The organism is Ruegeria sp. AH12, assembly GCF_056541465.1.
Map to the genome: position 1 here is coordinate 14083 of NZ_JBQFYL010000015.1, position 25384 is coordinate 39466.

The 25384-nt window shown below is 57.2% G+C and carries 20 protein-coding genes and 1 tRNA gene; 8 read left to right on the plus strand and 13 right to left on the minus strand.

Annotated elements, in window-relative coordinates; all coding sequences use genetic code 11:
• Nucleotides 1-127 precede the first annotated feature (127 nt).
• The 3 genes from ade (at nt 128) to ACR0EL_RS17710 (ending at nt 3805) form a co-directional block, all read left to right on the plus strand.
• Complete coding sequence (ade, locus tag ACR0EL_RS17700) at nt 128-1930, plus strand: adenine deaminase (RefSeq protein WP_480501389.1); 1803 nt, start codon at nt 128-130, stop codon at nt 1928-1930.
• Entirely contained in the window at nt 1927-3387 is a 1461-nt protein-coding gene (locus tag ACR0EL_RS17705) for an AMP nucleosidase (protein ID WP_353013844.1), read from the plus strand. The genes ade and ACR0EL_RS17705 overlap by 4 nt, the downstream gene beginning before the upstream one ends.
• A gap of 130 nt (nt 3388-3517) precedes the next feature.
• Complete coding sequence (locus tag ACR0EL_RS17710; protein WP_170453278.1) at nt 3518-3805, plus strand: HU family DNA-binding protein; 288 nt, start codon at nt 3518-3520, stop codon at nt 3803-3805.
• A gap of 259 nt (nt 3806-4064) precedes the next feature.
• Here the strand turns inward: ACR0EL_RS17710 and ACR0EL_RS17715 are convergent, their stop codons facing one another.
• Nucleotides 4065-4544: a hypothetical protein gene (locus ACR0EL_RS17715; RefSeq protein ID WP_353013842.1), complete on the minus strand. Its 480-nt coding sequence runs from the start codon at nt 4542-4544 to the stop codon at nt 4065-4067.
• A 306-nt stretch (nt 4545-4850) separates the two neighbouring features.
• Here ACR0EL_RS17715 and ACR0EL_RS17720 point away from each other — a divergent pair, with 306 nt between their 5' ends.
• The gene (locus ACR0EL_RS17720; protein ID WP_353013840.1) at nt 4851-5738 is read left to right on the plus strand and encodes a DMT family transporter; all 888 of its coding nucleotides are present in this window, start codon (nt 4851-4853) and stop codon (nt 5736-5738) included.
• Here ACR0EL_RS17720 and ACR0EL_RS17725 read toward each other — a convergent pair.
• The gene (locus ACR0EL_RS17725) at nt 5714-6235 is read right to left on the minus strand and encodes a glutathione peroxidase (RefSeq protein ID WP_480501390.1); all 522 of its coding nucleotides are present in this window, start codon (nt 6233-6235) and stop codon (nt 5714-5716) included. The genes ACR0EL_RS17720 and ACR0EL_RS17725 overlap by 25 nt on opposite strands.
• A 142-nt stretch (nt 6236-6377) precedes the next feature.
• Between ACR0EL_RS17725 and msrB the strand changes: the two genes are divergently transcribed.
• The gene (gene msrB, locus ACR0EL_RS17730) at nt 6378-6824 is read left to right on the plus strand and encodes a peptide-methionine (R)-S-oxide reductase MsrB (protein ID WP_480501391.1); all 447 of its coding nucleotides are present in this window, start codon (nt 6378-6380) and stop codon (nt 6822-6824) included.
• Complete coding sequence (msrA, locus tag ACR0EL_RS17735; RefSeq protein WP_353013836.1) at nt 6824-7333, plus strand: peptide-methionine (S)-S-oxide reductase MsrA; 510 nt, start codon at nt 6824-6826, stop codon at nt 7331-7333. The genes msrB and msrA overlap by 1 nt, the downstream gene beginning before the upstream one ends.
• Before the next feature lie 30 nt (nt 7334-7363).
• Here the strand turns inward: msrA and ACR0EL_RS17740 are convergent, their stop codons facing one another.
• The 8 genes from ACR0EL_RS17740 to ACR0EL_RS17775 form a co-directional block, all read right to left on the minus strand.
• The gene (locus ACR0EL_RS17740; RefSeq protein ID WP_480501392.1) at nt 7364-9367 is read right to left on the minus strand and encodes a hydantoinase/oxoprolinase family protein; all 2004 of its coding nucleotides are present in this window, start codon (nt 9365-9367) and stop codon (nt 7364-7366) included.
• Nucleotides 9368-9438: 71 nt separating this feature from the next.
• Nucleotides 9439-10476, minus strand: a complete 1038-nt coding sequence (queG, locus tag ACR0EL_RS17745; protein WP_480501393.1) for a tRNA epoxyqueuosine(34) reductase QueG — start codon at nt 10474-10476, stop codon at nt 9439-9441.
• Nucleotides 10477-10550: 74 nt separating this feature from the next.
• Nucleotides 10551-11216, minus strand: coding sequence for an FtsZ-binding protein FzlA (fzlA, locus tag ACR0EL_RS17750; protein WP_170534489.1), 666 nt, complete (start codon nt 11214-11216; stop codon nt 10551-10553).
• 58 nt (nt 11217-11274) lie between these two features.
• Nucleotides 11275-12009: a monofunctional biosynthetic peptidoglycan transglycosylase gene (mtgA, locus tag ACR0EL_RS17755; RefSeq protein WP_480501394.1), complete on the minus strand. Its 735-nt coding sequence runs from the start codon at nt 12007-12009 to the stop codon at nt 11275-11277.
• A 39-nt stretch (nt 12010-12048) separates the two neighbouring features.
• The gene (locus ACR0EL_RS17760) at nt 12049-12963 is read right to left on the minus strand and encodes a Hint domain-containing protein (protein ID WP_480501395.1); all 915 of its coding nucleotides are present in this window, start codon (nt 12961-12963) and stop codon (nt 12049-12051) included.
• Between the two features lie 186 nt (nt 12964-13149).
• Complete coding sequence (gene gltB, locus ACR0EL_RS17765) at nt 13150-17682, minus strand: glutamate synthase large subunit (RefSeq protein WP_480501396.1); 4533 nt, start codon at nt 17680-17682, stop codon at nt 13150-13152.
• Nucleotides 17679-18113 (minus strand): GFA family protein, encoded by a 435-nt coding sequence (locus ACR0EL_RS17770; protein ID WP_480501397.1) that lies wholly within the window; start codon nt 18111-18113, stop codon nt 17679-17681. The genes gltB and ACR0EL_RS17770 overlap by 4 nt, the downstream gene beginning before the upstream one ends.
• Nucleotides 18114-18139: 26 nt before the next feature.
• Complete coding sequence (locus ACR0EL_RS17775; protein WP_480501398.1) at nt 18140-19573, minus strand: NAD(P)-dependent oxidoreductase; 1434 nt, start codon at nt 19571-19573, stop codon at nt 18140-18142.
• A gap of 229 nt (nt 19574-19802) precedes the next feature.
• On the opposite strand from ACR0EL_RS17775, the gene ACR0EL_RS17780 reads away from it, so the two are divergent.
• Nucleotides 19803-20606 carry an undecaprenyl-diphosphate phosphatase gene (locus tag ACR0EL_RS17780; RefSeq protein ID WP_480501399.1) on the plus strand — a complete coding sequence of 268 codons (804 nt, stop codon included), beginning with the start codon at nt 19803-19805 and terminating at the stop codon, nt 20604-20606.
• On the opposite strand, the gene ACR0EL_RS17785 is transcribed toward ACR0EL_RS17780, so the two are convergent.
• A complete protein-coding gene (locus ACR0EL_RS17785) occupies nt 20607-21590 on the minus strand; it encodes a complex I NDUFA9 subunit family protein (protein WP_480501400.1) in 984 nt (327 codons plus the stop codon).
• A gap of 201 nt (nt 21591-21791) precedes the next feature.
• Between ACR0EL_RS17785 and ACR0EL_RS17790 the strand changes: the two genes are divergently transcribed.
• Nucleotides 21792-21878: transfer RNA gene (locus ACR0EL_RS17790), tRNA-Leu, on the plus strand.
• A 101-nt stretch (nt 21879-21979) separates the two neighbouring features.
• Here ACR0EL_RS17790 and ACR0EL_RS17795 read toward each other — a convergent pair.
• Nucleotides 21980-23242, minus strand: a complete 1263-nt coding sequence (locus ACR0EL_RS17795; RefSeq protein WP_480501401.1) for an O-antigen ligase family protein — start codon at nt 23240-23242, stop codon at nt 21980-21982.
• 76 nt (nt 23243-23318) lie between these two features.
• Nucleotides 23319-25163 (minus strand): GumC family protein, encoded by a 1845-nt coding sequence (locus ACR0EL_RS17800; protein WP_480501402.1) that lies wholly within the window; start codon nt 25161-25163, stop codon nt 23319-23321.
• Nucleotides 25164-25384: the final 221 nt, after the last annotated feature.

Here is a 25384-nt window from a genome sequence, read left to right on the forward strand (position 1 = left end):
CCCCTTGCGGGACATCTCCTCTGGTTGGGCCGGGCAGCGCTGGCGCGCTGCGGGCAGATTTTGTGATGATTTGATGACCTAAAATTACCGGGGTTGCACCCGACCGCGACTTCATGAAAGTTGAGCCATGGAATACACACCTTTCCCAAGCTGGCCCGATGTCGCCCCTCGTTTGATCGCCGTTGCCGCCGGGCGCGACGCCGCAGATATGGTTATTCGCGGCGGAGTATGGGTCAATGTACACAGCCGCGAGCTGTTGCCGGACCATTCAGTTGCCATTGCAGACGGGCGGATTGCGTTTGTCGGGCCGGATGCTTCGCATTGCATCGGCCCTGAGACGCAGATCGTCGAAGCAGAAGGGCGCTATATCCTGCCTGGTCTATGCGACGGCCACATGCATATCGAATCTGGCATGCTGACACCCGCCGAATTTGCGCGAGCCGTGATCCCGCATGGCACCACGTCAATGTTCACCGATCCGCATGAGATCGCAAATGTGCTGGGCCTAAACGGTGTGCGCATGATGCATGACGAAGCGATGATGCAGCCGGTGAACATCTTCACCCAGATGCCCTCCTGCGCGCCGTCGGCCCCGGGGTTGGAGACAACTGGCTACGAGATCACGCCCGAGGATGTCCGTGAAGCGATGGGCTGGCCCGGCATTATCGGGTTGGGTGAAATGATGAATTTCCCTGGTGTGATCCACGGTGACCCTAAGATGCTGGCCGAGATCGCAGCTACTCAACGCGCCGGGAAAACGGTAGGCGGACATTATGCTTCGCCTGATTTAGGGCCTGATTTCGCCGCATATGTCGCAGGCGGGCCTGCAGATGACCATGAAGGTACTTGCGAAGCCGATGCCATTGCCCGCGTGCGGCAGGGGATGCGCTCGATGATGCGGCTGGGCTCGGCCTGGTATGACGTGGAAAGTCAGATCACAGCCATCACCGAAAAAGGCTTGGACCCGCGCAACTTTATTCTCTGCACAGATGATTGCCACTCGGGCACTTTGGTGAACGACGGGCATATGAACCGGGTTGTGCGCCACGCGATTGCCTGCGGCTGCGATCCGCTGATTGCGCTGCAGATGGCCACGATCAACACCGCCACCCATTTCGGGTTAGAGCGTGAGATCGGTTCAGTCACTCCCGGGCGCCGGGCGGATATCATTCTCAGTTCCGACTTGACCACATTGCCGATTGAGACTGTGATTGCGCGCGGGCAGGTGGTCGCAGAGGGTGGTGAGATTACAGTTGACTGTCCACATCTGGACTGGCCTGACAACGCCCGCAATACCGTGCATCTGGGCCACGCGCTCAGCGCGGATGATTTCGAGATCAAACCCCCAGCGGGGGCCAACCGCGTACAGGCCAACGTGATCGGAGTTGTCGAAAACCAGGCCCCGACCAAAGCGCTGAAGGCGGAACTACCGATCATTGGCGGGCTGGTTGAAGGCGAAGGTGATGTCTGCCAGATCGCGCTGGTGGAACGTCACCAGGCAACAGGCGGGGTGACGAACGCTTTTGTCTCGGGCTTTGGTTATCAGGGCAAAATGGCCATGGCCTCGACCGTGGCGCATGACAGCCACCACATGATTGTGGTCGGCACTGACCGGGAACAGATGGCTCTGGCAGCCAACCGGCTGGCCGAAGTGGGCGGCGGGATCACTTTGTTCCGCAATGGGCAAGAGCTTGCGCTGGTCGAATTGCCCATCGCTGGTTTGATGTCCGACAGTCCCGCCGCCGAGGTTGCGGCCAAAGCTGAGAACATGGTCAAGTCTATGCAGGCCTGCGGCTGCACCCTGAACAACGCCTATATGCAGCACTCTCTTTTGGCGCTGGTTGTGATCCCGGAATTGCGGATCTCGGACCTTGGGCTTGTAGATGTGCGCACATTTGAAAAGATTGAACTTCTGGAACCACTGGCATGACAAAAATAAGAACACCTGATGCAATCGCACCGGAACAATTCACAGACCCCAAAGCTGCCGTAGCTCGGCTGGAAGTGCTGTACAAACAAGCCACCGAGTTTCTCTGCGACAACTTTGCCTCGGCCCTGCAAGATGGCGCGCCAGAGGAACGGATCAGAGCCTACTACCCGGAAATTCGCATCAAAACCGCGTCTTACGCGCAGGTCGACAGCCGGTTGAGCTTTGGCCACGTATCCGAGCCCGGCATTCACGCAACTACCGTCACCCGGCCCGATCTGTTCCGATCCTATCTGGTGCAACAGATCGCCCTGCTGATCAAAAATCATGGTCAACCGGTGACCATCAGCGCATCTGATACGCCCATCCCGGTCCACTTCGCAGTTGCCAACAATCCGAATTTGATGGTGCCACAACAGGGGGCCGCCGGTTTCACCCTGCGTGACGTATTCGATGTGCCCGATCTGAACACAACCAATGATGACATCGTCAACGGTGTGCTCGATCATGATACTGTCGGCCCGCTGGCCTTGTTCACGGCGCAGCGTGTAGACTATTCGCTGGCGCGACTGGCGCACTACACGGCAACGGATGCTGGGCATTTCCAAAACCACGTGTTGTTCACCAACTACCAGTTCTATGTCTCGGAGTTCGAGAAGTACGCGCGTGAACAACTGGCCGACCCCGAAAGCGGTTATACCAGTTTTGTTTCGACCGGGAATGTTGAGATCACGACCGCCGATGCAGACCTGGAACAACCCCTGAAATTACCGCAGATGCCGACTTACCACCTGAAACGCGCGGATGGGTCAGGGATCACGCTGGTCAATATCGGGGTCGGGCCATCGAACGCCAAAACCGCAACCGACCATATCGCCGTCTTGCGCCCACATGCCTGGCTGATGGTCGGGCACTGTGCCGGGCTGCGTAACACCCAGGCGTTGGGGGATTTCGTTCTGGCCCACGCTTATTTGCGCGAGGACAAAGTGCTGGACGACGATCTGCCCGTCTGGGTGCCGATCCCACCGCTGGCCGAGGTTCAGGTTGCTCTGGAACATGCCGTCGCTGAAGTGACCGAGCTGCAAGGCTACGAACTTAAGCGGATCATGCGTACAGGCACCGTGGCCTCGGTCGACAACCGAAACTGGGAGTTGCGCGATCAGTCCGGTCCGGTGCAGAGGCTCAGCCAATCCCGCGCGATTGCGCTGGATATGGAAAGCGCCACCATTGCTGCAAACGGGTATCGTTTCCGGGTGCCCTACGGCACATTGCTTTGCGTGTCTGACAAACCCCTGCACGGCGAATTAAAGCTTCCCGGCATGGCATCCTCGTTCTATACCACCCAGGTCAGCCGCCATCTGGCAATCGGAATACGGGCGATGGAACACCTGCGGGGCATGCCGCTAGAGCGTCTGCACAGTCGGAAATTGCGCTCTTTCGACGAAACAGCCTTCCTGTGACGTAAAAAAGCAACGAAATCCCCATATTTTTAGGGGTTTTGGCGCTACTATTCGTTGTGTTTAACCACAATATACCGTTACAGTTACGCGGTGAGGCCCAATTTATCGGGCACGTTAAGGAGACCAAGAAATGGCAAAGCCTATGACAAAGACTCAGCTGGTTGCTGCTCTCGCTGAGGAAATGGGGACTGACAAGAAATCAGCGAATTCCGCGCTGGAGGCCATCACCGGCCTGATCACACGCGAAGTTTCGGCTGGCGGCGCAGTCACCCTGCCCGGCGTTGGCAAAATCTACTGCCGCGAGCGCCCCGAGCGCATGGTGCGCAACCCCGCCACCGGCGAGCAGTTCAAGAAAGAGGCCGACAAGGTGGTCAAGATGACCATTGCAAAGGCGCTGAAGGACAGCGTGAACGGCTGATCCCAACTGTCACTGCGAAATGATCAAGGGCCGCCGTTTGGGGGCCCTTTTTCTTTTAGGCTAGATGCGGGTTCGAACTTTCTGGCATCGTTGCTCTTCCCTTTGGCCCGCTTAGTCCCAAATGACCCTATTGTAGTGCTTAACGTAAGAACCAACGGAATAGCTTAGGTCGATTTGATCAGAGAAGGGCCGACCTACATTAGCTGGAAAAGCACGACAAAGAGCTAGCGCAAAAAGCCAATCTTGAGATGTTGATGCACTACCATCTGCAGTTTGGAGCATCCATGATGCAATCCATTGGGTACTTCAAAGCATTGTCGATCACAAGCGACACGGATTCAAGCTTATTGGCGTCAATTCCGTTCACAGTCTGATAGTCAAACTGTAGGTTGCCGCCCTCCAGCTTCGGATTGCTGAGTGTGACGATCAATCCAACCTGTTTACCATCGCTCAGTCCGGTCAGAGCCGCATTGGGAGGATCAACCGCAAAACTGTTTTCGCCTTTGTCCCAGATCTCTACGATCGACTGCACAGGCGCATCCATTGCGTCGCGATAGGGGCGATCTGCAAAGACAACAACCTGATCGTCAACGCCTTCAAGCACCAATACACCATTGTCCAGTGTTGCGCTTTCAGCGACTTCCATAAGAAGCCAACTCTTGGGTTCTTCGGCGGCAGCTACAGAAGCACAAGCAACAAGGCCGGCAGCAAATCCCTTTTTGAGCAAGTCAAACTTCACAATATTCTCCTTCAACGAGGTCGCGGTCATCGCAGAAACAATTTCTGGTTTGAAAAACTATGGTACCAATTGTCCTATGGTTGCAAGTTAAGAAAGATTCATCGGATGGCATGATCAACGCTGCCCTGTTGCTCCCAATGACCATGGTCAAGCTTCGACAAAATTGTTTAATGATCGCGTCTGGCCACATTTAAGCACATCCGTCGCCTGCAGCTTTGCTCACATCCCTCTTTACACCGAATAAACAGCCGCTTGCACACCCTAGGAAATTCAGAAACAGTCCCGACAAATCGATAGGGGGCCGATATGGATTTACGCGCCATTGCCATGGGGCTGACATTTGCGTTCATCTGGTCTTCGGCCTTCACCTCGGCCCGTATCATCGTGGCCGATGCGTCACCTCTGTTCTCCCTTGCCCTGCGGTTTTTGATTTCTGGCCTGATCGGCGTCACCATTGCACGCGCTATGGGGCAAAGCTGGGCGCTAACGCGGGCGCAGTGGCGGGCGACTATTCTGTTCGGAATATGCCAAAATGCCCTGTATTTGGGTCTGAATTTCTATGCGATGCAAACGATCGAAGCCTCGGTTGCAGCCATCATCGCGTCGACTATGCCCTTGCTAGTGGCGCTGGCCGGTTGGCTGTTTCTTGAGGATAAACTTCGGCCCCTAGGGGTACTCGGCCTACTGGCCGGATTCGCCGGGGTCGCGCTGATCATGAGCAGCCGCGTTACCGCTGGGATCGACCTGTTTGGTGTGATGCTGTGCGGCATCGGTGCCCTGGCGCTGACTTTTGCCACGCTTGCGGTGCGGGGTGCGACCTCGGGCGGGAACTTCATGATGGTTGTTGGCCTTCAAATGCTGGTGGGGTCGGCGGTTCTATTCGTTGCGGCGCCTGTTTTCGAGAGCATCTATATCAACCCAACCGTCCCTCTGGCGCTGGCGTTCATCTACACAACCCTTTTCCCCGGCCTTCTGGCGACGTTGATCTGGTTCCTGTTGCTCGACCGTATCGGCGCCACCCGCGCGGCCACATTCCACTTTCTGAACCCGGTCTTTGGGGTTGCCGTCGCAGCGATCATACTCGGAGAGAAACTTGGGCCGTTGGACCTGTTGGGCGTTGCGGTCACGACCCTCGGCATCTTGGCCGTGCAGATGTCCCGGCAACCCGCTCAGCGCAGCAGCGCTTCGACTTGAGACAACAGTTTACGCGAGTCTGGCCTGACATTCGATCCGAAGGTCGCCGCAACCTCGCCGTTGGGATCAATCAGGATCTTGTTGAAATTCCAGTTGGGCACAAAGCCTGTCTGACTGGCAACCGCCTGATAGAACGGGTGTGCGTTTCGGCCTGTGACCGGTGTGATATCCGCCATCGGAAGGGTCAAACCATAGTTCATTTCGCAGAATTGTTTGACCTCATCTGCTGATTCCAGCTCCTGATTGAAGGAATCGGACGGAACGGCCAGAACCACAAGACCTTGGTCCGCGTAAGCCTCATACACATCTTGCAAAGCAGCATATTGCCCGGTGAACCCGCATTGAGACGCCGTGTTTACAACCAAAACCGGCTGCCCACGCCAGTCTTCGATCGACAGCGTGCCGCCATCTATCGACTCAAACTCACCCACCAGCGGGGCCGCCTGAACTACACGTCCCACCAATATCAAAGCCGTCAAAAGCAGTAGTCTCAACATTGACCATCCTCCTTTTAAGAATTCTACGTCCGAAACGGGCCGGCAGATCACTTGCACGAAGGCGAGAGGCCTCTGAAATATGACTTTGCTTTCCCGCGCTCAGACCCCAAATATTGGGCAAAAGACAAGAAAAGGAGACGACATGACCCGCTATACAAAAGACCCCGAGGCCATTGCCGCTCTTTCCCCTGAAGAGTTCCACGTGACTCAGCGCAATGGTACCGAACGACCCGGAACTGGAAAACACCTGAGCAACAAGGAACCCGGCATCTACGTGGATATCGTTTCGGGCGAACCCTTGTTTGCGTCGACCCATAAGTACGAATCCGGCTGTGGTTGGCCCAGTTTTACCAAACCCATCATCCATGAACATGTGGAGGAGTTTCGCGACACCACCCATGGTATGATCCGAACCGAGGTCCGCTCGAAACACGGTGACAGCCATCTGGGGCATGTATTCCCTGATGGCCCGCGTGACCAGGGCGGGCTGCGCTATTGCATCAACTCAGCCGCCCTACGGTTTATTCATCGCGATGAGATGGAGGCCGAAGGCTACGGCGACTACCTGAATCATGTGGAGGAAATCTGATGACCATTGAACGCGCCGTTCTGGCAGGGGGCTGCTTTTGGGGCATGCAGGACCTGATCCGCAAACTGCCCGGTGTATCGCGCACCCGCGTCGGATATACTGGTGGCGATGTGCCCAACGCCACCTATCGCAACCACGGCACCCATGCCGAAGGGATTGAAATCTGGTTTGACCCTGCAGGCATCACCTATCGGGAACTGCTGGAATTCTTCTTCCAGATCCATGATCCAACCACCCCGAACCGTCAGGGCAATGACCGCGGGATGAGCTATCGCTCGGCCATTTACTACGTCGACGAAGCACAGAAACAGGTGGCGCTGGATACGATTGCCGATGTGGATGCCAGCGGTCTGTGGCCCGGTAAGGTGGTGACCGAACTAGAACCCGTGGGTGATTTCTGGGATGCCGAGCCAGAGCATCAGGACTATCTGGAACGCATTCCCAACGGCTATACCTGCCACTTTCCGCGCCCCGATTGGGTCTTGCCCAAGCGCGACGCGGCAGAATAAACATCGGCCCCTCTCAGAGGTCTGAGGGGGCTACCCGGCCGCCACGCGCGGGCGGCCAGTGGCCTCAACGGTAAGCATCGCCTCGACAAACACGTCCCGTTCTTCAATCCGGGCTGTTCGGATGTCGCGGTCGACGACCACCCGAATATCGTCGGCCCCGGCATCCCTTACCGCACCCTCAGCCTCAGTACGCAGGACCTGCTCCAACAGCGCAAGCGCCTCATCGGATGCGCCGAAGTCCCGCGGACCATCTTCCAGATGAACGCGGTATCGCCCTTCAGAAGGCGATGTGACGGTGCCCGACCGCCGCAAGGTCAGCCGCCCGACCACCGCACCGATGGCATTGGCGACACCAGCATGTTCCGGCAACACCATCTGACAGCGCAACCGATCCCCCACAGCAGGGTAATAGCTGGGGGCGGACGCGCCCAGCCCCACCACATCCACATTCAACGCTGCGTCTAAAGCCAGCAAACCCCGGTGTTGTGCCAAACCTCGCTGGGTCAAAACATGGCAGGCAAGGTCTTTGGCGGGCAGGTCGAAATCATCAGCTTCTTCGGCAAAAGCGGTCTCTAACAAGGTCAAACTGGTCTGTTCGGTAAGTTGGTCGATGATCATCTGGGCCAACTGTTCAGGCGATGCCGCCAGCATATCACCGGACCCGACCCGCTTACGGGCCACCAGCTCCAGTGCCTTGCGCGCAGCATCGGCATCCCAGGCATCGACTCGCCCCAGCACATGGCTGGCATCTGACGGGGTAATACCCGAGATCTGTACAATCCCGCGATCCACCAGACGAGTCAGCGCCCCGTTCTCCATTCGCGTCCGCAACAAAGCGCTTAGCGGCAGAACCTGATCGCCAAGCCGATCGAGCAAAACCTCTTCTCGCGCGCCAACGCCATCCGCGTGAACCCCCGGCACGCGACGGGCAAACCGGGTATCATGCTCTCCAACCGTGGTTGAACGCAGTTGTTCGTCAAGCACCGAATGCACCACTTCAGGCGCCTCCGAAGCGATGAGGGAAACGGGCAGAACCCGTCGCGGCCCCAGGAAAACGCCACCGCCCAGCCCTTCGGTCACCACATGCACCTGGCTGTCGCCGCCTAGCCCATGGGTGCGCATTGCCACGGCCTCAACCATTGTGCGAAACCCACCAACCTGTGCCCCCGCGGGGTCAATCGCGGGCTTCCCATCGCGGATCAGTGCCACATCAGTCGTCGTCCCCCCAATATCCGAGACCAGAGCGTTTTCGGCCCCCGTCAACCAGCGCGCACCCACAATCGAAGCTGCAGGACCGCTGAGGATCGTCTCGATAGGCCTCTCACGTGCTTGTTCTGCGCTCATCAACGCGCCGTCACCGCGCACCACCATCATCGGGGCCGTGATACCCAACGCCAGCAACTGATCCTGCGCGCGCCCGATCAACCGGTCGATCATCCCGATCAGACGCGCGTTCAAAACGGCTGTCACAGCGCGTTTCGGCCCGTTCAGCTTGGCCGACAGATGATGAGAACATGTGACGGGCGCGCCCGTCTTTTCCGAGATGATCCGCGCTGCCTCCAGCTCGTGCGCCGGATTGCGTGTCGCGAACTGCGCAGCAACCGCAAAGCCGGAAACCCCTTTATGAGAGTCTAAGAAACCCTCCAAAGCCTCGATATCCAATGGCTGAGCCTCACCACCCGCGTGACTGTGCCCACCGGCCACAATCAGCGCTGGATCATCTTTCAACGCATCCCTTAGCCCATGCTTTTTAAGATCACTTTCCTTGAACCCGATATAGATCAGCGCGACCCGGCCACCTTGTCCCTCGACCAGCGCATTCGTCGCTAAGGTCGTCGAAAGCGACGCCATGGAGATCTGATCGGGCGTAACCAGCGCCTGATCCAGCACCGCCGAGATCGCCTTACCCACGCCAATCGCCAGATCAGCCCGCGTGGTCAGTGATTTGGCCGAGGCAACCACCTCAGCCTCATCCCGAATCAAGACCGCATCGGTATAGGTTCCGCCCGTATCCACCCCCAAAGCCAGCGCCATCGGGTCCTCCATTCGTTCGCTTTGGATGGGTGTAGCGGTTTGGACCGACACGTCCAGCCTGTTTGCGGCATTCAAGTCAATCGTTGAACCGCCCAGCGCGCCGCATCAGCCACTGTCGGATCAGGGTCCTCGGTCAAAGCCTTGGCAACCAAACGCAACGCTGGCTGCCCGGAGTTCCCAATTGCATACAACACATTGCGGACAAACCGATCCCGCCCGATCCTTTTGATCGGCGAGCCTGAGAACTTCGCCCGAAACCCGGCGTCATCCAGCACCGCCAGGTCCGCCAATACAGGAGCTTTCAGGTCATCGCGGGCCGCATACCGAATATCGCTCGCCGCAACGGCAAACTTGTTCCAGGGGCAGGCGGCCAGACAATCATCGCAACCGTAAATCCGGTTGCCCAGCTTATCCCTTAAATCACCGTCAACAGGACCTTTATGCTCGATGGTCAGATATGAAATACACCGCCGCGCATCCAACTGATACGGGGCCGGAAACGCATCCGTCGGGCAACTGTCCAAACACGCACGGCATGATCCACAGTGATCGACCTCAGGAATGTCCATAGGTAACTCCAACGTGGTAAAAACAGACCCTATAAAGGCCCAATTTCCCCAATCTCGACTCACCAGATTGGTGTGTTTACCTTGCCAACCCAGCCCGGCGGCATGCCCCAAGGCCTTCTCGGGCACCGGAGCCGTATCGACGAACACCTTCACCTCGCCGCCGGACTCGGCAATCAACCACCGCGCCAATCGCTTCAGGCGCTTTTTGACCAGGTCATGGTAGTCCTTGTTCTGCGCATAAACCGAAATCGCCCCGCGTTCGGGATGGGCCAAAACCTGGGTCGGATCATGCTCGGGCGTGTAGCTTTCGGCCAACATGATCACAGACCGCGCCTCAGGCCACAGCGCCGCCGGGTCTCCACGCCAATGGGTCCGTTCGGCCATCCAGCCCATCTGCCCATGATACCCGGCCTCCAAAAAGGCTTCCAACCGCGCAGGCACTTGGGGCACATCCCACGGCCGACACACCCGACAGGATACAAACCCCTCGGCCAGAGCCTGCTCGACCAGCTTGTCTTTTAAACCCGATCCACTCTTCATCTGGCTAGAAATATCCTCGGGGGTGAATTGGTCCGTAGGGCCAAGAGGGGGCAGACAGCCCCCTTACCACCTTATCAGAAATCCAGATCGGCGTAATGGGGCGGAGGCCGAAACCCTGGCACCTGATCCGCCAGGATCGACCGGAACGCAGGGCGCGACTTGATCTTGGCGTACCAATCCTTAACCGCAGCGCTGCGATTCCAATCCACATCTGAAATATAGTCCAAAGCGGACAGATGCGCCGCTGCCGCGAAATCCGCCAGGGTCATCTGATCCCCGGCCAGCCACCGCCGGTGATCCAGCAGCCACGCCATGTAATCCAGATGATACTTGATCGCCCGCGCACCTTCCTTGACGTTCTTGCTGTCCGGATAGCCCTGTCCGGTCATCTTCTTGTTCACCCGCTCATACAGAAGTTTCGATGTCACCTCATGATGAAACTTGTCATCGAACCACCCAACCAAGCGGCGCACTTCAAATCGCGCCTCGGGCGTTTTCGGCATCAGAGGCGGTTCGGGTCGCGTCTCTTCGATGTATTCACAGATTGCCGCGCTTTCTGACATGATCTGCCCATCCAACCGCAAGACAGGCACTTTACCCGCCGGATTACGGCGCAGGAAATCCGGGTCCTGTTCCCAGTATTTCTCTTCAACCAGTTCGACCTCGATCTTCTTTTCCGCCAGAGACAGCCGAACCTTGCGGCAATAAGGGGATAGGGGAACGTGAAACAGACGCGCCATGGGCTTCCAATCGAACCAGTGAGTACTTCTCAGCTTTAGCCCCGAGAGGCGATGAGTTTCAATCCTCGAAACAATCCGCGCGACCATCTGCGCGGATGGTGGCCGCCCCCTGCAGGATGGCCGCAGCCCGCCTGCGGGTAAACACCGATGGATCCGTGACCGACCGTTTGCGAGGTGAGGGCAAAATCGCCGCGACCCGCGCTGCCTGTGTCGGCGTCATGTTCGCCGCGCTGACACCGAAATTGCGCTGTGCCGCAGCCTCAACTCCAAACACACCTGTACCGGTTTCGGCGACGTTCAGGTACACCTCAAGTATCCTCTGCTTGCTCCAGAAAATCTCGACCACCGGCGTAAGCGAGGTTTCCATCGCCTTGCGCACCCAGCTGCGGCCCTGCCACAGGAACACATTTTTTACGACCTGCTGCGTAATGGTCGAGGCACCACGATTGCCGCCATCCTCCAATGCATCACGGATAGCGGCGACATCAAACCCCCAATGCAGGCAGAAATTCGCATCCTCAGCCGCAACGACCGAACGTGCCATGATCGGGTTGATTTCTTGGATGGGAACCCAATCCCGCTCGACTTTGCCCAGCCGCCGCCATTCGGACCAGATCGTATGGGTGATCGGTGGATTCACCACAGAGTAGAGCAACACCAGCGCAAAAAAGAAGCACACAACACCCAATGCTGCGCGCGTTACCCAACGGCGCAGCTTCTGACCCAATGGTTCTATCTTTTTGCGTGCCTTGCTTTTCTTACCGCTCGATTTGCGGGCTGCTTTCTTTGCCATATCCCAGCTATACGACGCGTGCCGCTGCTTTGGAACGGCCTATATTGCGATTGCCCGCGCCTCGCGCGGCGGAACCACAGGCCGGGCGGTATCAGGCAGTTTTGCATCGCGCGCATTCAGTTCTGGGAACAGCCGCAGGATTTCGGCCTGGGTGTCGCGTTCCGACGCCGTCAGCGCATGGCCGGGGTAGTAGCTTTCGCTTTTGGCCCCGTTGGCAATGACAATTTCATGCTGCTTGAACAGCAAATGGAAATAGACAACCTCGCCACCTTCGACACGTGTCACCGTATCGCCATTGACCAAGGTATGCGCGGCTACCAGCGCCTCGCTATAGCCAAACATGTAACCCGCTCGCCAATCGTCGATCAGCATCCGGTGCTGCGGAGAAACCAACAAAGGTCGTTCCAAGCCCAACACGCCCGCCGCGAACCGGATTGGGGCAAATTTACCCTGTGCCTCGACCTTGGTTTCGCCAACCCAGATCAAAGGCTGTGGACCATGATCCACCGTCATCACAAGATCACCAGCCGTCAGGCTTTCCACCGGGCGTTCGCCTTCTGGTGTTGCGATCATCGTTCCTGGCGTGAAACAGGGTGGGCCCAGATCACCAACATCCAGCGGTCCCTGCGTATTCACAAAGGTCGACGAGACAAACGTGCCAGGTTGCAACACCTGACCGTCCGTCGGTGTAAAGACCCGTGTTCCGTCAGCGAGATAAAAGGTTGTACCGGTATAGGTTACATTGCCAACACCAGTTACGTTGATCGTCACGGTATCGCCGGGCCATGACGCGGTGACGTCCTGACCGTTTACGGTATCCCCGCTAGGCGCGTCGATTTCGCCGTCATCATCCACATCGGTCAGGTTGAACTTGTCAACGACAACCGCCGTGCCACCTGGGGGCGGATTCGCAGGGTCAAACGAATAGAACTGATCAAGATATGTCGTTGGCATTTGATGCCTCCGGTGTACTCACGTGTGTTGAAACGCAATATGGCAGAAATTCCAGATCAAACTATGGCAAAATTTATATTTGGTTTATGAGGATGTGGCAAAATTGTGGCGAAAAGCCCTGATTGAGAAGAACCCCGCTTGTGTCAAAGCACACGCGGGGTCCTCAACCCAAAAAGGGCCACAGAACTATTCGGCCGGGACTGCGGTTGCCTCAATGCTCAGTGGATGGCTGAGCTTGTTCAGCATCTCTTTGGGGCAGACCTGAAGGAAATGAACCTTCTCTACATCCCAATGTTGCAAGATATCCGCGGCCTTACGACTTGAGGTTTCCCTAGCGTGACGTTCGATCAGCGATTTCAACTGATCTTCCCAATGGTCGACGGTCACCGGGCAAGTTACCAGCGTTTCCATGTTCATAAGCAATTCGGCCTTGCCCTCTGGGTCGTACAGATAGGCCATACCCCCGGTCATGCCCGCGCCAAAGTTGGCACCGATATCACCCAGAATGACGGCAACACCGCCCGTCATGTATTCACACCCGTTCGAACCGCAGCCCTCAATCACCACTTTGGCACCCGAGTTACGCACGGCAAACCGCTCACCCGCGCGGCCTGCAGCGAACAGATGGCCATCGGTGGCACCGTATAGGACGGTGTTGCCAATGATTGTGTTGTCATCTGCCTTCAACGGGCTGACTTGCGGCGGGCGCACGACGATCATGCCACCCGAGAGACCCTTGCCCACGTAATCATTGGCATCGCCCGACACTTCCAGTTTCAGACCGGGCGCCGCAAACGCGCCCAGCGACTGGCCTGCTGAACCCTGCAGTTTCACATGCAAGTGGTCATCCTGGAACGTGTTCCGCATGCCGAAATTCTGCACGATATGGCTGGAGACACGGGTGCCGACCGTCCGGTGCGTGTTCTGGATCGCGTAGGACAGTTGCATCTTTTCACCGTCTTTGAGGAACCGCGCCGCATCGCGCACGATCTCGGCGTCCAGCGTATCGGGCACCGCGTTGCGGTCCTTGTCGCGGTTGTAAACGATGTCATGCGCGCCATCGACGGTGATCAGCAGCGGGTTCAGGTCCAGATCGTCCAGATGAGCCGAGCCCCGGCTGACCTGAGCCAGAAGATCGGCCCGACCGATGATCTCATCAATCGAACGTGCACCAAGGCTGGCCAGCAACTCGCGCACTTCCTGTGCGTAGAAAGTGATCAGGTTGACGACCTTATCCGCATTGCCGGTGAATTTGGCGCGTAAGCTTTCGTCTTGGGTACACACGCCGACCGGGCAGGTGTTCGACTGGCACTGACGCACCATGATACAGCCCATCGCGATCAGCGCAGCGGTGCCGATGCCGTACTCCTCGGCCCCCATCATCGCGGCCATAACGATGTCACGACCGGTCCGCAGGCCACCATCGGTCCGCAGGGTCACGCGGTCGCGCAGATTGTTCATCGCCAGAACCTGATGCGCCTCGGTCAGGCCCATCTCCCACGGAAGTCCAGCATATTTAATTGAGGTTGCAGGCGAGGCGCCGGTGCCACCATTGTGACCCGAAATAAGGATGATATCCGCTTTTGCCTTAGCCACACCGGCTGCAATCGTGCCAACGCCCGAGGACGCCACCAGCTTCACCGTTACCTTGCAGCGCGGGTTGATCTGTTTCAGGTCATAGATCAGCTGCGCCAGATCCTCGATCGAGTAGATGTCGTGGTGCGGCGGCGGTGAAATTAGGGTCACGCCCTTGGTCGAATGCCGCAGACGCGCAATCAGGTCGGTGACCTTCATGCCGGGCAGCTGACCACCCTCACCGGGTTTCGCGCCTTGGGCGACCTTGATCTCCAGCTCTTCACACTGGTTCAGGTACTCGGCGGTCACACCAAACCGGCCCGAGGCCACCTGTTTGATCTTGGCCGATGGGTTATCACCATTGGGTTCCGGCACGAAATGGGCCGGATCTTCGCCACCTTCACCCGAGTCGGATTTCGCACCAATCCGGTTCATCGCCACGTTTAGCGTCTTATGCGCCTCGGGCGACAGCGCGCCCAGCGACATGCCAGGCGTGACGAACCGCTTGCGGATCGAGGTGATCGATTCGACCTCTTCAATCGGCACCGGCTTACCCAGCGGTTTGAAATCCATCAGATCACGCAGATGGATCGGCGGGTTCGACTGCATCTTGGCCGAATACTGCTTCCACAGCTCGTAGGACGCCTTGTTACAGGCCATCTGCATCATGTGCATCGAGGTCGCTTCCCACGCGTGGGTCTCACCCGACTTGCGCGCCTTGTAGAAACCACCGATGGGCAGCACGTCCAGACCGCTGTCCCAGCCTTTGGCATGGATTTCCTCGGCCTTGGTTTGAATACCGGTGACGCCGATACCCGAGATCCGGCTGGTCATACCGGGGAAATACTCGGCCACCATGGCGCGGCTGAGGCCCACGGCTTCAAAGTTCAGACCGCCGCGATAGGACGAGATCACCGAAATCCCCATCTTGGCCATGATTTTCAACAGGCCCTGATCGATGGCTTCGCGATACCGCGCCACGTTTTCGGTCAGCGAGCCGTCCAACAGGCCACGATCAATACGGTCGGCCAGCGAATCCTCGGCCAGATAGGCGTTCACCACGGTCGCACCACAGCCGATCAGAACCGCGAAGTAATGCGGATCGACGCATTCGGCGGACCGTACGTTCAGCGAACAGAACGTCCGCAGCCCCTGCCGCGTCAGATGCGAATGCACCGCGCTGGTCGCCAGGATCATCGGCATAGCAACACGACCCTGACCCGAGTTCAGATCAGTCAATACCAGATGCCCTGCACCCGAACGCACAGCCTCTTCTGCTTCGGCTCTGATACGAGCCAAAGCGGCATTCAGAGCACCACGCCCGGGTTCAAAGGTACAGTCGATTTCGGCCAGCGGAGAGTTGAAGTTTTCAACCAGCTTGTCCCACTGCGCGTTACCGACAAAGGGGCTTTCCAGCACGATGATCTCGGTCTGGCTGCTGTCTTCGTCCAGCACGTTCTTCAGGTTCCCGAACCGTGTTTTCAACGACATGACGCGATATTCGCGCAAACTGTCGATGGGCGGATTGGTCACTTGGCTAAAGTTCTGACGGAAGAAATGACTCAGCGGGCGATATTGCTTGGACAGAACCGCTGACGGTGTGTCATCCCCCATTGAGGCCAAAGATTCTTTGCCATCCTCGGCCATAGGGGCCAGGATTTGCTCCAACTCTTCGACAGAATAGCCCGCTGCGATCTGGCGCTTGCGCAGTTCTTCGCCCGAAAAGATCGGCGTCTCGGTCACTCCGGCAAGTGATTCATCAACATCATTGATCTTGCCGACCCATTCGCCAAAGGGCAACGCACGCGCCAGTTTGTCTTTGATCTGCTTGTCGCGGAACAGCTTGCCCTTTTTCATGTCCACAGCCAGCATCTGACCCGGCCCCAGAGCGCCTTTTTCGGTCACGCTGGCCTCGTCAATCGGCACCATCCCGGCCTCGGACCCCGCGATGACCAAGCCATCACCGGTGACGACATACCGCATCGGTCGCAGACCGTTGCGGTCCAGACCGGCACAAACCCAACGACCATCTGTCATAGCCAGAGCAGCAGGGCCATCCCACGGCTCCATCACCGAGTTGCAATAGGAATACATGTCGCGCCACGCCTGCGGCAGCTCAACCGCCTGCTTGGACCAGCTTTCCGGCACCAGCATGGTTTTCGCCATGGGCGCCGAACGGCCCGCGCGAACCAGAACCTCAAAAACAGAGTCTAATGCGGCCGAATCCGACGATCCACCTGCGATGATCGGCTTGATATCCTCGGCATAGTCACCGAAGGTTCCGCTGGCCATGCGGATCTCATGGCTTTTCATCCAGTTGATGTTGCCCTTCAGCGTGTTGATCTCGCCGTTATGAGCCAACATTCGGAACGGCTGCGCCAGCCACCATTGTGGGAAAGTGTTGGTCGAATAGCGCTGGTGATAGATCGCAAAGGCCGATTCAAAGCGTTCGTCCATCAGGTCGGGGTAGAACACCGCCACCTGCTCGGCCAACATCATGCCCTTGTAAATGATCGACCGGCAGGATAGCGACGCCAGATAGAGACCGGAAATCCCCGCTGCTGCAGCCGCTTTTTCGATACGGCGGCGGATCACATACAGCTCGCGCTCGAACGTCTCTTCATCGACGTCTTTCGAGTTCGAGATCAGAATCTGTTCGATCTCGGGCCGGGTCGCGTTGGCTTTGTCACCCAGACAGGTGACATCAACCGGCACGTGGCGCCAGCCATAGATATAGTAGCCCATACGCAGAACTTCGGTTTCCACGATGGTCCGGCATTGCTCCTGCGCACCAAAATCGGTGCGCGGCAGAAAGACCTGACCAACGGCAATCAACTCATCCAGGTTGGGTTCATGGCCGGTGCGACGGATCTGGTCGTAGAAGAACGGAACAGGGATTTGCACATGGATACCCGCACCATCGCCGGTCTTGCCATCGGCATCGACAGCGCCCCGGTGCCAAATTGCCTTAAGCGCATCGATCCCGGCATCCACCACCTTGCGCGATGGTTTGCCGTCAACCGAGACAACAAGGCCAACACCGCAGGAAGAATGCTCCTCTTCCTCGGAATAGAGACCGTGTTCGTCCATCCATTGACGTTTGGCTTCTTCGGCTCGGACCCAATCGGCATCATATTTGGTCACTGGCTGTCTCCTTCTTCCGGCAAGGCGTACATGGCTTCGACCTCTGCTTTGGTCATCTGCCGGCGTTCACCTGCGAACGCGTACCCGTCGGGCTTTTTGTCGATATAAAGTTCCAGTTGCAGCGCGTTGCCTGTGTCTGGGAACAGGCCTGCCGCCATTTGCGTTTGTCCGTGCATCTCGCCCGGCAGCGTGATCCGGTACCAGAGCGCCGATCCGCAGTCGGCGCAGAACGCCCGTTCGGCCCAATCGGACGATGTGAACGTCTTGACCGGGCCCAAAGCGGCATATCCGGTTTCGGCCGGAAACGTCACCAGCATTGAACTGGTCCACCGGCGACACTGGTCGCAATGGCACGCGCCAAGCGAATCCTTTGCTGGGGTGGCGCTGATCGTGACCGCACCGCACATACATTGGCCTTGCAATTCAGGCATCTGAACTCTCCTGTCGCGGGCGTTGGCTACTCGGCCGCAATCGCTGCCTTGGCGTTGAACCGTTCGATGATCGCGTCGGCACAATCGCGCCCATCGCGGATCGCCCAAACGACCAGAGAGGCGCCGCGCACGATATCCCCGATGGCATAGACACCGTCCATTTCGGTCTCACCCGTCTGGAACGTCGCCTTGACGGTGCCCCAGCGGGTCACGGGCAGATCGGGCTGGTCAAACAGGGTCGGCAGGTCCTCGGGCTCAAAGCCCAGCGCCTTGATCACGAGATTGGCGTCTTCGACATAGTCCGCGCCTTCGATAACCTCGGGCGCTTGGCGGCCAGACGCGTCCGGCTGACCCAAGCGCATTTTCTGTACCATCACACCGGTGACATTATCATCGCCGGTGAAGCCCTTTGGTGCGCTAAGCCATTCGAACACAACGCCTTCTTCCTCGGCGTTTTGTGTTTCGCGCTGTGAGCCGGGCATATTCGCACGGTCACGTCGATACAGGCATTTGACCGAAACCGCTCCTTGTCGGATCGAGGTGCGCACACAATCCATCGCGGTGTCGCCACCACCGATCACAACGACCTTCTTGCCCGCAGCGTTCAAGCGGCCATTGTCGAAGTCTTCGACGTCATCGCCAAAGCTTTTGCGGTTCGAGGCAGTCAGGAAATCGATGGCCTTTTCGATCCCATTCAGCCCGCTTCCCGGCATCGACAAATCGCGCGATTTGTATACTCCGGTAGCGATGATGACGGCGTCGTGCTGCGCCCGAATTTCATCAAACTTAGCTGCGTCCACATCGCAGTTCAGAACGAATTCAACCCCGCCATCGGCCAACAGGTCATTGCGGCGCTGTACGACATCTTTTTCCAGTTTAAAGCCTGGAATTCCGTACATCATCAATCCGCCCGCACGGTCATAGCGGTCATAGACTGTCACTTGAACACCCGCGCGGCGCAGCATATCCGCCGCAGCCAACCCGCCCGGGCCACCGCCGATAATGCCAACGCTTTCGCCACGCTCAGCAGCCGGTACAACGGGCTGTACCCAGCCTTTGTCCCAGGCGGTATCAGTGATGTATTTCTCGATCGTGCCGATGGTGACAGTGCCGTGTCCCGACTGTTCGATCACACAATTGCCTTCACACAAGCGGTCCTGCGGGCAAATACGACCGCAAATCTCGGGGAAGGTATTGGTGGCCTGACTGGTTTGGTACGCCTCTTCCAGGCGACCGGTTGCTGTCAGGTTCAGCCAATCAGGAATATTGTTGTGCAATGGGCAATGTGACTGGCAATAAGGTACACCACACTGGCTGCACCGGCTGGCTTGCTCTGCCGCTTTTTCTGCAGCGAATTCCGCATAGATTTCGTCAAAATCTTCTCTACGGTCATCGGCGGCACGCTTTTCGGGCATGGCGCGGTCGATCTGCACAAATTTCAGCATCGGTTGCTTGGCCACGGGTCAGACTCCATGAATTGGCTTGGTCGGCATTCTTTACGAGATGCGATTTCAGATGAAAAGTCAATTATACTGACCTAATTCAGAAAAAATGCTCGCAAGAAGAGATTCTGGCGAATTTTCGCGTTAATTTTAGTTCCGATTCGGACCTATCAACCTGCTTTCCTTTTTACGGACGCCGGAATACCCATGAACCTGAACACAAAACGGTAGCGGTACGGCAGGTTAAATGAGTCTCTTTCACTTGATTCTGGTGGCGGTCATTCAGGGACTTACAGAGTTTCTGCCAATATCTTCATCAGGTCACTTGATCCTGCTGCCAAACCTGACAGGGATGCAGGATCAGGGCCAAACCATTGATGTCGCTGTTCATGTGGGCACGCTGGGCGCGGTCGTGTTGTATTTTTGGAGCGACGTGAAAGACGCCATCCTCGGCTTACCGCGTGCCCTGTTGGGTCGTCCGGATACTCCGCAATCCCGGCTGGCACTTGGGCTTATCATCGCAACGATCCCAACGGTGATTGCTGGGCTGATCCTCTATCTAACGGGACTGGCCGAGGCATTGCGTTCTATCGCGGTAATAGGCTGGACGATGCTTTTGTTTGGCCTGTTGCTCTATTGGATGGATCAGAAGGGACCGCAAACCAAAACCGCACTGGATTGGGGCCTGCGGGATGCAATTGTCATGGGCCTGTGGCAGGCCGTCGCCCTGATCCCCGGCACTTCGCGTTCGGGCATCACGATCACCGGCGCACGCCAACTTGGATATACCCGAGAGGACGGCGCCCGGATCGCCATGCTGATGTCGATCCCGACCATCGTCGCCTCGGGGGTTTTGCTATCTGTAGATGTTATCCAGCAGGCGGATGCGCAGCTTGCAAAAGACGGAGCAATCGCTGCGGCCTTCGCCTTTGTCTCGGCACTGCTGGCCCTAAGCCTGATGATGCGCCTGTTGCGCAGCGTCAGTTTCACGCCTTACGTGATCTACCGCGTGATCTTGGGCTTCATCCTGCTGGCCATCGCCTACAGCTGATCAGGTCCGAAGATTGTTAGCTGAATTCTGAATGTCATCATACTGGCCTGAGGGACGGAATTTCCACAGATACTCCGGCAGTACCGACGCCAGTGTCGTAGGCTCGATGCCCAAATCCTCGAAGGACATAGCCCCATCCGAGACCATATTGTCGTGACGCAAGCTCTTGAGCTGGTCGCGGGTCAGGATATTGTTGGGGAACAGCTGAAAGCTGACGAATTTCACAATGTCCAACGCGCCGGCCATGATCTTTGCCACAAAGAAGGGCACACCCAAAATGATCCGGCGACGGTGGATCACCTCAAGCATCTGCTGAACCAATGCGCGGAAGGTTTTCACCTCGGGCCCGCCAAGCTCATAGACACCAGCCGCTGCCTGCCCCAAAACGCCCTTGACCGCCGCCTGCGCCACATCATCCACATAGACCGGCTGAAACTGCGTTCCCGCACCGACCAAAGGCAGGAACGGACCCATGCGCGCCATGCTGGCAAAGCGGTTAAAGAACTGATCTTCGGTGCCAAAGATGATCGATGGCCGCAGGATCACAGCACCGGGCATATGCTGAAGTACGCCAGATTCACCTTGCGCTTTGGTGCGGGAATATTCGCTCTCAGCCTCGGCATCCGCCCCAATGGATGAAAGATGCACCATACGGGAAATGCCCTGCGCGGCAGCCAATCGTGCGATCCGTTCGGCGCCTTCGGCCTGAACTGCCGGGAATTCGTTCTTGCCCAATTCGTTCAGAACGCCCACGCAGTTCACAACCGCATCCGCACCCTGCATCGCTTGCGCCACGGATGCGTCATCGCGAATGTTGCACAAGACCGGCTCGACCTGGCCAACGACGCCATAGGGTTTGACGAACATCGCCTCATTCGGGCGCCGTACCGCAACCCGGACACGCCACCCCTCACCCGCCATGCGCCGCGCGATGTAGCGACCGACAAAACCTGACCCGCCATAGATCGTGACCAGTTTGGACATGAGAGGCCTCCTGTTCGAAGTGTACGCCATAGACCTAACGCCCACATAGCCCCGGAACAAGGCGCTAAATCGCCACGCAACACCCATTGCATTTTGTCCGATCCAAGGCCTGGATCAGCGGGTTCAAAAAACTTTCAGGATTCTTCCCGAATCCGGTTGACGCCCCCCGTCGCTGGGCTTAAACGCCCCTTCACGACACCTGCCCAGGTGGCGGAATTGGTAGACGCGCTAGCTTCAGGTGCTAGTGTCCGTATGGACGTGGAGGTTCGAGTCCTCTCCTGGGCACCATTTCTTCCGAACATAGATGTTTGCGACTGCTCGGTTTCATTGAGCATTCTATTTGCGTTCCAAGTGCAGCCCATCCGAACGCCTGCTGCAATGCGCAGGCGTCAAGTTCCTCCACGTGCCTGCGCCTTGTGTAGCCAATCCGGGCGCATAGGGCTGTATAAAAGCCCGATTGAGACAATCCACGGCACCAGATACGCGCGATGGTAGATGTGGGTGAAGCTCACCATCAACGCAGCAAAGGTCAGCGTCGCTGTTATGACCGTCGTGCGCGCCGCGGTTCTATACGGCGTATCGGGACCCGCCAGCGTGGCATAGGTAACCGCTGCCAGATACAAAAACAGCAGACCCATCAGTGACATCAGGCCACCTTCGTTGGCCAGTAGCAGATACAGATTATGGACCGGCAGATCATGTGAACTGAGCTCTCGGTACTGCTCGGCCCCCATGCCCAGAACATAGTAGTCGGGTAGGAACCGCCAGGCCTCAATCATCAATTCAGCACGATCACTGAAGGTGCCGACACCCTCGATATTCCCTTGTTGAAGAGGGCTAAGAACGCGTTCGACAAATTTCTGCGGCAGGATCTTGTCGGCAAATGTAACGCCCACCCAGGCAGTCACGGCAAACACCGCCGACCAGATGAAGAAGATGCGGAATTTTCCTAGCAAGAACAGATAGATGGCGCCGCTGATCAACGCGCCTGCCAGATTCGAGTTGGAGCTGGTGAAGATGAGCCCGGTAAAGGTCAAAGCGAAGAAGCACGCAAATGTAATCATCTTATAGGCGCGCACCAAGCCGAGATACCAAAGCACCGGGAACCACAGCACAATGATCGCCGCAAAGGCGTTGGCGTTGTCGGTCAATCCTGTCAGTCGGTTGTTGCCAGCAACAAGCGCAAGCTGTCGTCGATGCCCGCCATTATACCCGATTGAATAGGCCCCAAGGCCGACAAGACAGCTGATGACAACGGACATAACGCCCATTTTGGCGAGCAATACCGCCTCTTTGTGCGGGCGGCCAAGAATGGCGAGTGGCAATGCGACAAATGAAAAGAAGTATTGGATCAGGACAACCACGGCATCCACCGGATCGCCATAGGCGATGCTGCCGATCAGCAGCCCGGTCATCAGCATCGCGATACCCAGCCACCACATCGAAGAGGCCGCCTGCATCGGGTATAGCGGGATGGCCCTGATAAATCGAAACAAAAGCCCGAAGGTGATGAAAAAGTCGCTGACCGTGAAGGAGGCGCCAGGATGACGCAAAGACGCAAAAGACGAAAACAGCACACCCAGGACGACGCAGAAAAACTCGGCGCTTTCCAGCGATGACCGAGGTCGCTTGAGTGTTTCGCTGCTGATCATCTTGTCATTCAACCTATGTGATCGCGTGGATGTCACCTTCCCCGGTCGAGCCTGCTAACCGCCGATCTCCAAGGCGCTATTTGTAATAGTCATAGTGCCCATAGTAGCCTTCATACCCGATCCAGCGGAACTTTTTGGGATCGACATCGTTCAAGATGGTTCCGATGACATTGACATCGGCCTGAGATAGGCGCCGCGTGACCGCCTGCACGGCATCCTGGGGCGATCTGCCCCAACGGACCACAAGGATCGCGGCGTCAATCAATGTGTTGTTCCGATAGACCTCATCCATGACTAGCGCGGGCGGGGTATCGATCACCACCAGATCGTACCTGGATGTCAGCGTGTCCTTCAGCTTGCGCAGCTTCATTTCGGCATCATCTGTCAGCTCGCGCGTTGGGGATTCGACCGTGATCAGGTCCAACTTACCCGGCGCATCCTGAGCACCAACAACCTGTTGCGGGACGATGTCATGGGAATAGAGATCCGAGCATTTGATATCGGCACTGTCCGGGATCAGAAGCTTGGTTGCCCCTTTGCGGTACACATCCAGATCAACAAGGGCGACATTCATGCCATCTGCGGCCGCCGTGGTCGCCAACACCGTACTGATGAACGATTTTCCTTCGTTGGGCAGCGCCGATGAAACCAGTACCACCTTCGAGTGTTGAAACTTGATGCAGTTGGTTAAAATCCCGCGTGCCGTTTCTGCCAGCGGAGTCCGCGGGTTCTCAATCGGCTCAAACACTGCTGCGGCACGCCCTTTGGGCCCGTATTTCTGCTTTATGAAATAGCCAAGGTTCTGCAGCCCCGTCGCATTGAAGATCTGTTTCTCGGTCTTGATTGTTCGATCAAGCCCTTCCCGGATCAGTGCCAGAACAAAGCCGATCATGATCGACATCGCTCCGGCCAGCGCAACGGTCAGCGCACGATTGGGCGCGTATGGCACTTGTGGAACGCGGGCGACCGACACCTGGCTTGTGCCAGCTTCGATCTGGCCGCTTCGGGTTTCCAGCAGATTCAATTCATCAACCGAGGCCTGATACCGCGATCTGAGCAGCTCGATTTCCCGCTCTTTGCGCAGCAGCGTCAGCTCCTGCCGGGTTCTGAGTTGAAGCCGTTCCTCAGCGGCGGCAAGTTCTTCACGCAACGCCAGTTCTTCTTCCGGCGGAACGTTTTGCTCCAGACCAATGGACAGGATGGTGCGGGCCCGCTCGGCCGCGCTGCGCAATTGATCCAACAGCTGCTCGTCATCCAGATTGTCCGAGCGGATGAAATTCGCCAGGTCCGCTTCGTTGCTGGTAAGTTCTTCGCCCAGCAAATTGACACGCCGCCGTACGTCATCGATGTTTTTATCCAAACGATCAATGCGTTCGCCAAGCTCGTTACTTATGTACTGCGTGATGACCGTATTGGCCAAAGCAGCAGACAGTTCGGCATCTGTGGACCGACCCTCCACCGAAATCGCTAAGCTTTCGCCAGCGCGGGACAGGCTGTATGAGCCCAGAACTTTGTCAATCACAGCCTCGCGATGCAGCGCCGCAGGTTGTTCGAGCCCGGTATCGGGGTTTATGCGAGAAACGAAACTATCATCCTCAAACAAGCCCAGTGTTTCCGCTACTTGACCCGCGAAATCGCGGGATTTGAGCTTTTCGATCTCGGTCTCGATACTCGATCGACCCAGTTCAATGGTTTCAAGACGCCCCGTCGTGTCACTGTATCGTGTCTCTGACAAAGACAGCACCATCTGGGCGACAGTGCGATACCTGTCGGGAACCGTCCGCATGTACAGAGACGTCAAAATCACTGCGATTCCAAACAGGAAGGCCACCGGAAGCAGATTGCGCCGGATCACCAGCCATATGCTGACGAACTCTCCCGGGTCGCTCTGACCACCTTGAAAACCATTGTTGGAAAGCACAGGAATACTCCAAAATTTCAGATACAATCTTCAACTGGCCCAGAGGCGCTGCGCGCAAGAAGATTGAAATACCGGGTGTTTGTAAAGCTACTTTAACGGCCTTGAATTACGATCTGTAGGCGTCATCAATCACCTGTCATGATGCCGCTATTCGGTTTGGTAGAACTTATTACAATACTGGGCGGAAATAGAAAGCTCTGCAGCGCAGCTTTTGAAACTGG

Bases quoted from the DNA above. Each gene is read 5' to 3' on its own strand.
- ade (WP_480501389.1), top strand. From the start codon at position 128: ATGGAATACACACCTTTCCCAAGCTGGCCCGATGTCGCCCCTCGTTTG.
- ACR0EL_RS17705 (WP_353013844.1), top strand. From the start codon at position 1,927: ATGACAAAAATAAGAACACCTGATGCAATCGCACCGGAACAATTCACA.
- ACR0EL_RS17710 (WP_170453278.1), top strand. From the start codon at position 3,518: ATGGCAAAGCCTATGACAAAGACTCAGCTGGTTGCTGCTCTCGCTGAG.
- ACR0EL_RS17720 (WP_353013840.1), top strand. From the start codon at position 4,851: ATGGATTTACGCGCCATTGCCATGGGGCTGACATTTGCGTTCATCTGG.
- ACR0EL_RS17725 (WP_480501390.1), bottom strand. From the start codon at position 6,235: ATGTTGAGACTACTGCTTTTGACGGCTTTGATATTGGTGGGACGTGTA.
- msrB (WP_480501391.1), top strand. From the start codon at position 6,378: ATGACCCGCTATACAAAAGACCCCGAGGCCATTGCCGCTCTTTCCCCT.
- msrA (WP_353013836.1), top strand. From the start codon at position 6,824: ATGACCATTGAACGCGCCGTTCTGGCAGGGGGCTGCTTTTGGGGCATG.
- ACR0EL_RS17740 (WP_480501392.1), bottom strand. From the start codon at position 9,367: ATGGCGCTGGCTTTGGGGGTGGATACGGGCGGAACCTATACCGATGCG.
- queG (WP_480501393.1), bottom strand. From the start codon at position 10,476: ATGAAGAGTGGATCGGGTTTAAAAGACAAGCTGGTCGAGCAGGCTCTG.
- fzlA (WP_170534489.1), bottom strand. From the start codon at position 11,216: ATGGCGCGTCTGTTTCACGTTCCCCTATCCCCTTATTGCCGCAAGGTT.
- mtgA (WP_480501394.1), bottom strand. From the start codon at position 12,009: ATGGCAAAGAAAGCAGCCCGCAAATCGAGCGGTAAGAAAAGCAAGGCA.
- ACR0EL_RS17760 (WP_480501395.1), bottom strand. From the start codon at position 12,963: ATGCCAACGACATATCTTGATCAGTTCTATTCGTTTGACCCTGCGAAT.
- ACR0EL_RS17770 (WP_480501397.1), bottom strand. From the start codon at position 18,113: ATGCCTGAATTGCAAGGCCAATGTATGTGCGGTGCGGTCACGATCAGC.
- ACR0EL_RS17780 (WP_480501399.1), top strand. From the start codon at position 19,803: ATGAGTCTCTTTCACTTGATTCTGGTGGCGGTCATTCAGGGACTTACA.
- ACR0EL_RS17785 (WP_480501400.1), bottom strand. From the start codon at position 21,590: ATGTCCAAACTGGTCACGATCTATGGCGGGTCAGGTTTTGTCGGTCGC.
- ACR0EL_RS17795 (WP_480501401.1), bottom strand. From the start codon at position 23,242: ATGATCAGCAGCGAAACACTCAAGCGACCTCGGTCATCGCTGGAAAGC.